Origin of the sequence: Trichocoleus sp. DQ-A3 (assembly GCF_039961975.1) — a bacterium.
Taxonomy (GTDB): Bacteria; Cyanobacteriota; Cyanobacteriia; order Cyanobacteriales; family FACHB-T130; genus FACHB-T130.
This window is the reverse complement of the sequence record NZ_JAMPKC010000020.1, coordinates 76092-82091: the sequence shown is the minus strand read 5'-3', so window position 1 is coordinate 82091 and position 6000 is coordinate 76092. Positions and strand designations below refer to the sequence as shown.

The 6000-nt window shown below is 47.5% G+C and carries 8 protein-coding genes and 1 pseudogene; 6 read left to right on the top strand and 3 right to left on the bottom strand.

The window, feature by feature from the left end; all coding sequences use genetic code 11:
• Positions 1-87: pseudogene (locus NDI44_RS22355) on the bottom strand (IS630 family transposase); the annotation flags it as partial.
• A 110-nt stretch (positions 88-197) separates the two neighbouring features.
• Here NDI44_RS22355 and NDI44_RS22350 point away from each other — a divergent pair.
• Together NDI44_RS22350 and NDI44_RS22345 are read left to right on the top strand one after the other, a co-directional pair.
• Positions 198-647, top strand: coding sequence for a hypothetical protein (locus NDI44_RS22350; protein WP_190411998.1), 450 nt, complete (start codon positions 198-200; stop codon positions 645-647).
• Positions 648-808: 161 nt separating this feature from the next.
• Positions 809-1180 carry a hypothetical protein gene (locus NDI44_RS22345; protein ID WP_190411997.1) on the top strand — a complete coding sequence of 124 codons (372 nt, stop codon included), beginning with the start codon at positions 809-811 and terminating at the stop codon, positions 1178-1180.
• On the opposite strand, the gene NDI44_RS22340 is transcribed toward NDI44_RS22345, so the two are convergent.
• Entirely contained in the window at positions 1167-2120 is a 954-nt protein-coding gene (locus NDI44_RS22340) for an alpha/beta fold hydrolase (RefSeq protein WP_190412005.1), read from the bottom strand. The two genes, NDI44_RS22345 and NDI44_RS22340, sit on opposite strands and share 14 nt — an antisense overlap.
• Before the next feature lie 352 nt (positions 2121-2472).
• Between NDI44_RS22340 and speB the strand changes: the two genes are divergently transcribed.
• The 4 genes from speB (at position 2473) to frr (ending at position 5399) form a co-directional block, all read left to right on the top strand.
• Positions 2473-3387, top strand: coding sequence for an agmatinase (gene speB, locus NDI44_RS22335; protein ID WP_190411996.1), 915 nt, complete (start codon positions 2473-2475; stop codon positions 3385-3387).
• Between the two features lie 72 nt (positions 3388-3459).
• Positions 3460-4017: a thioredoxin family protein gene (locus NDI44_RS22330; protein WP_190411995.1), complete on the top strand. Its 558-nt coding sequence runs from the start codon at positions 3460-3462 to the stop codon at positions 4015-4017.
• Between the two features lie 118 nt (positions 4018-4135).
• Positions 4136-4864 carry a UMP kinase gene (gene pyrH / locus NDI44_RS22325; protein WP_190411994.1) on the top strand — a complete coding sequence of 243 codons (729 nt, stop codon included), beginning with the start codon at positions 4136-4138 and terminating at the stop codon, positions 4862-4864.
• The gene (gene frr, locus NDI44_RS22320; RefSeq protein WP_190411993.1) at positions 4851-5399 is read left to right on the top strand and encodes a ribosome recycling factor; all 549 of its coding nucleotides are present in this window, start codon (positions 4851-4853) and stop codon (positions 5397-5399) included. The genes pyrH and frr overlap by 14 nt, the downstream gene beginning before the upstream one ends.
• 85 nt (positions 5400-5484) lie before the next feature.
• Here the strand turns inward: frr and NDI44_RS22315 are convergent, their stop codons facing one another.
• Positions 5485-5661 carry a family 2 glycosyl transferase gene (locus tag NDI44_RS22315; protein WP_190411992.1) on the bottom strand — a complete coding sequence of 59 codons (177 nt, stop codon included), beginning with the start codon at positions 5659-5661 and terminating at the stop codon, positions 5485-5487.
• Positions 5662-6000 lie beyond the last annotated feature (339 nt).

Here is a 6000-nt window from a genome sequence, read left to right as displayed (position 1 = left end):
CTGTGCGGCTTCACTTTTCTTCATGCCGTCTAACTCGATCGCTTGGATCACCTTCTGACGCAGGTCATAACTATAGGGGTTTGCCATGAGCAGCTTGAATAACTTCAGGACAACAGGTGATCTCTACTCTACGTCCTAACTATCTTGGCGGTTGCTATATTAGTGGCTGCTTAGAAGTGCCGAGGGCGATCGCTTAGATGTCTGTTGACTTCCTGAGATTGATTCCAACGGCTCCACAGCTTGTACCCAATACCGCAGCGCAACAAATGACCTTGCAATTGCTCAAGTCTTTTGTCCCGCAAGCAGATCGGGTGTATCTCAGAGTCACAGATGACGTGGAATTTGTTGACCCAGGCAGCAACTTGGAACAAATCTTATGTCCTGTCTGTTTATCCCACCTGGAAACTCTCTGGTGGCAACAAGCTATGGACACCGTATACGGCACAAGATTCAACGATCTGATGGTTATCGTGCCTTGTTGCGGTATTGTCTGTTCGTTAAATGACTTGCGGTATGAGTGTCCCGCTGGTTTCGCTCGTTTTATCTTAGAAGCACGCCACCCTAACACTGACCTTGACAAGAGCCAGCTTCACTTGCTAGAGCAAACACTGGGATGTCCATTGCGAAAAATATGGGCGCACTATTAAGTTGATAAAGGTGCAGCACTGATGCCAGAATTCCAGCACTTCTAAGTATTTTCAGATGATTCTAGAGTCTGCGGGTCGGTAAATTTTTCAGCCCCTTTTTACAAGGCTACTTTTAGAGTTTTGTGCCATCCTCGACTTGTGTCGTTCCAGGTAGTTTTCTGATGAATCAGCTTTCAGGAACCTTATTGAGTCTTCTGTTGATGGCATCTTCAGCGCCTCGACCTGCCCAGCTGTTGCAGGTGTTTCCCCCCGAAGAGTCAACACAGACTTATGTACAGTATGTCGCCGCTGCATTGAGCTTTAAATTAGGGGAACAGGCCGATCCTAGATCGGTGCAGTTGTTTGTTGATGGGGTAGATGTTACAAGCCAGTCTCGGATTGGCAACACCCGCGACTGGCCTATTAGCCACCTCGAAATAGGTTACACTCCCAATTTCTCTGAGTCAGGGACTCATCACGCTGAAGTTCGTTTTCGGACTCTAGATGGCAAAACGAAATCATATCGCTGGTATTTCTCTGTCAAGTCTCCTTAAGAGAAGTCAATTCTGTGGCTAATGTGGCTGAATGCTGCAATATCCAATCCTGCAAAATTGGGTTAACTAACTCAGGCGCTTCATCCTGGGGACAATGCCCGACACCTTCGATGGGAATAAACTTCTCAATTTTGGGGTAATTGGCAAACTCTCGCCCCAGTTCTATCGGTTCCCAAGGATCTTCCGTTCCCCAGAGAATGATGGTCGGGCAGGGCAAAAGGGGCAGCAGGTCTTCCGGCAGCGGCCCTTGAGAATAGCGGGTAAAGGCGACAAAAACGTCCACAGCCCCCTCATCAAAAGCGGGTGCCATGAGCATATCTACCAGTTCATCTGTTACCGCTTCTGGATGCTTGTAGGCTTGCAGGAGAACCTTCCGTACCACCTTCGGCTTGGCAAGTTGGCTAAAGAAGAATTTGCCAATCCACTTGACTGCCAGCAGTCGTTGAACGATGGGTGCGCCAAAACTGCGATACCAGGGCAGCTGGGCGCGTTTGCGGTCGTGCAGCAGCCGCAGAGAACAGTTAATGAGGGCAGTTCCCAAGACAATATCTGGATGATCGACTGCTGCTTGCATTGCCACAATACAGCCAATGGAATTTCCGACTAAAAAAACGGGGCTTCCTACCACCTCGCGGCAAAAATCAGCGAGTTGCTGTCCCCAAGTTTCAAAGGTGTAGGAAATCTTGCCCCCTGGCGTGGGTTTCGCGGAACCACCAAAGCCAATTAAGTCAATGGCATAGACACGGCAATTTTGAGCCAGAACTGGAATGTTTTTGCGCCAGTGTCCCCAAGATGCCCCAAATCCATGTACCAGAACAACCGCTGGCCCTTGAGTTCCCTGAGTCTGGTAGCAGATGGGAAAACCTTGCCAAGTCCAAGTTTTCGTGACGATATGGGCAGCCGTAGGTGCAGTTGGAGTGGTGGAGGAAGATGGAGTCATGGGATAGATAGCGATCGCATCTCTTTGATTTCTATCCCGTCGCACCTTGAATGCGCTCTCAACGCCACGGGTAGACTTAGCTTTCCTAATTTTACAATTCTTCAACTCTGGAAAACACTAATTCCAATAATTTTGAGCAACTGAATCGAAAATCCCGTAAAAACTCTGATGCCAAGTGTAGATAAGCCTGGTACACAGGTGAAGACTCTCACAAGAAGCGGAAAGTGACACGGAGAATTCCAATTTTCAATTTCCAATTTCAAAACCTTAGTTTTTCATCTGTGCGTAGCACTCAAAGCGGGGAGTATGTCAGTATCTAGATTGGTGACTCCCTCATGAAATTTAGTTGGTGATGACTACGGTGCAAACTCCTACTTCTGTTCTGCCATTCCTTGGTCCTGATTTAGCTTCTACCTACGATGCCGCGCGAGTGGTGATTTTGCCGATTCCTTATGAGGCGACGACAACGTATCGAAATGGCTGCGAAAATGGGCCAGATGCGATTCTAGAAGCCTCTGGGCAGGTGGAATATTATGATGAGGAGCTAGATTGGGAAACTGGCAAAGACATTGGAATTTATACAGCTAAATCGATTGCAGACACCCGCAACGGTCGTTCAGTTTCATCCGAGGAAATGCTGCAAGTTACCCGCGAAACGGTATCTCAGATGATAGCTGACGGCAAGTTTGTGATTGGTCTGGGTGGCGAACACAGCATTACAACTGGTCTTGTAGAGGCATACCAAAAAGCCTACCCCGATGAACCCTTTACGGTCGTGCAAATAGATGCTCACGGCGATTTGCGCTATGAGTACGAAGGCTCGATTCACAACCATGCTTGCGTGATGCGGCGGATTGTGGAAATGGGATTGCCAACTGTACAAATCGGCATCCGTGCCATTTGCAAAGAAGAAGCTGACTTGATCAAAGAGAAAAATTTGACGGTGTTCCGGGCGAGAGAAATTGCGACGCAACCGGATTGGATGGAAAGGGCGATCGCAAGTATCTCCACCAGACGCGTTTTCCTCACCATTGACCTCGACGGGATTGACCCCACCCTGATACCTGGTGTCGGCACCCCAGAACCCGGTGGATTAAATTGGTACTCCCTACTCTCTTTTTTGCGGCAAGTGTTTCAAAATCACGAAGTGATTGGTTGTGATGTCATGGAATTAGCACCGATTGTAGATTCCGTAGTATCAGAATTTACTGCTGCAAAATTAGTCTACAAACTAATCGGTTATCAGGCGTTCTCCCAAGGCAAATAGAGACCGTAATTGCTTTGTTCTTTACGACTGTAGCCCCCTCGTACTTTGTTGTAATTACCCAGGGATAAGTAAATGAGTGTAATGGAAAAGACCGGCACTCCTATTGGTAGTTATGCTCCAGATTTTGAATTACCGGGAATCGATAATCAAGTCCACCACCTGGCTCGGTATTTAGAAAAGTATCGAGCTGTGGGCGTTGTTTTTATGTGCAATCATTGCCCATACGTGCAGTCCTATATGGGTCGGCTAATCCAGATTCAAAGCGAGTTCCAAAGCCAGGGATTTACCCTGATTGGCATCAACGCCAATGATGCGGTTCAGTCGCCTGAAGACAGCTTCGAGAATATGCAAAATTTGGTAGCAACTCACGGTCTAAATTTTCCTTATCTGAGAGATACCACACAGGATGTCGCTCGTTGCTTTGGGGGACAGACAACGCCAGAGGTTTTCTTATTAGATAATTCTGGGATACTCCGCTACAGGGGACGGATTGATGATAATTCCCAAGATCCAGCAGCTGTGAAGGTGCATTATTTACGGGATGCGATCGCTTCTTTACTGCAAGGAAAAACGGCGATTACAACCGCCTCAACTGAGGCGGTAGGCACCCCGATAAACTGGCGTCCTTAACACGCAGTCTCAAGGCTCTCCACACTTTAGTAACTGAATTTGCGGATAATATCACAAAACTTACTCCTCTACTGTTATCTTATGGTGGAGGTATTTTGAGTGAGACAATAGTCTGGGCATGGGGATAACTTATCGGCGGGTTTTACTAAAGCTGAGCGGTGAAGCTTTAATGGGCAACCTGGGCTATGGAATCGATCCAATGGTGGTTCAGGAAATCGCGCAGGAAGTCGCAGATGTCGTGGCAAGTGGCATTCAGATGGCAATTGTCGTCGGTGGCGGCAATATCTTTCGCGGTGTCAAGGCAGCTTCGGCTGGCATGGATCGGGCGACAGCCGACTACATCGGGATGATTGCAACGGTGATGAATGCGATGACCTTGCAAGACTCCTTGGAGCAAATCGGAGTACCGACACGAGTCCAAACAGCGATCGCCATGCAGGAAGTAGCGGAGCCTTACATCCGGCGTCGCGCCATTCGCCACTTAGAAAAAGGACGGGTCGTAATTTTTGGGGCTGGATCGGGAAACCCCTTCTTCACCACTGATACGACCGCTGCCTTGCGAGCGGCGGAAATTGATGCGAATGTAATTTTTAAAGCAACCAAAGTAGACGGGATCTATGATTCAGATCCCCATCTCAACCCAGGGGCGCGTCGCTATCAGAGCCTGACCTACGGACACGTCCTCACTCACGATCTGCGGGTGATGGATAGTACCGCGATCGCCCTGTGCAAAGACAACAACATCCCCATCGTTGTGTTCGACCTCTCGGTGCGGGGCAATATCCACCGCGCCGTTACGGGAGAAGCGGTGGGAACAATTGTAGGAGGATCTTGTGAAATTAGCTGATGTTGAAAATCATATGCAAAAGACAATTGAGGCAACTCAACGGTCTTTTAATACGATTCGGACGGGACGGGCAAACGCCTCTCTCCTCGACCGGGTGTCGGTGGAATACTATGGTTCCCCAACCCCTCTAAAATCTCTGGCAAGTATTAATACACCAGATTCTAGTACGATTACCATTCAGCCGTTTGACCGCGGCAGCATGAATCTGATCGAAAAAGCGATTTCTTTATCAGATGTCGGTTTAACTCCGAGCAATGATGGCTCAGTCATTCGATTGAATATTCCACCCCTAACGACCGAGCGTCGTAAAGAACTGGCAAAAATCGCTGCCAAGTATGCTGAAGAAGGAAGAGTTTCTGTTCGCAATATCCGCCGCGACGCCGTAGACTCAATTCGCAAGCAAGAAAAAAATAGTGAAATCTCTGAGGATGAAGCGCGAGACTTGCAGGAAAAAATTCAAAAGCTAACTGACAAGTACGTTGCCAAGGTTGATGAGCTGTTAGCCGAGAAAGAAAAAGATATCACGACCGTTTAAAGTCATTAGTCACTCGTCATGGGTCGCTCGTCAAAAGCGATCGCGCTAGAGCTAAGGACTCAGGACAAAAGGCTAGAAACGGATACTAGGCAGGTTGAAGCGCTTGTCCATCTAAAGCAGGGCGAACCAGGAAAGCAACGTGCATAGGATAGCCCTGGGAGTAGATCGCATCGATGTACCGCAGGGCTGTTTCTCGATTTTTGCAGGTGCGTAAAACTTTCTCGTTGCCGTTGGCGTATTGGATGCGTAATTCCCAGAACATCGCTTTTCCCCTTATGAAAATAGTAGAAACACCAAATAGTCGGTCAGCGACTTTATAAAACTTTCATGAACCTATCCTATAAGCTTTATATAAACTTTGCACTCAGTAAAATTGATGAATTGAATAAATATCGCGATCGCGCTCTCTAGTTGTCTGGAAGAAAAAGCTGAACGACTACGTACTGGAAAACACGGTTTGTCTTCTAGAAGTCAAGAGAAAATCTAAATCAAGGCGAATAATATTTATCTTAAAAATCCTGAAAGCCTGAAATTGTATACGTTTTACCGAGATAAGCATAATTACGCAAATAGCTAGCTGGTAGGGAAAGCAATTAAGCTT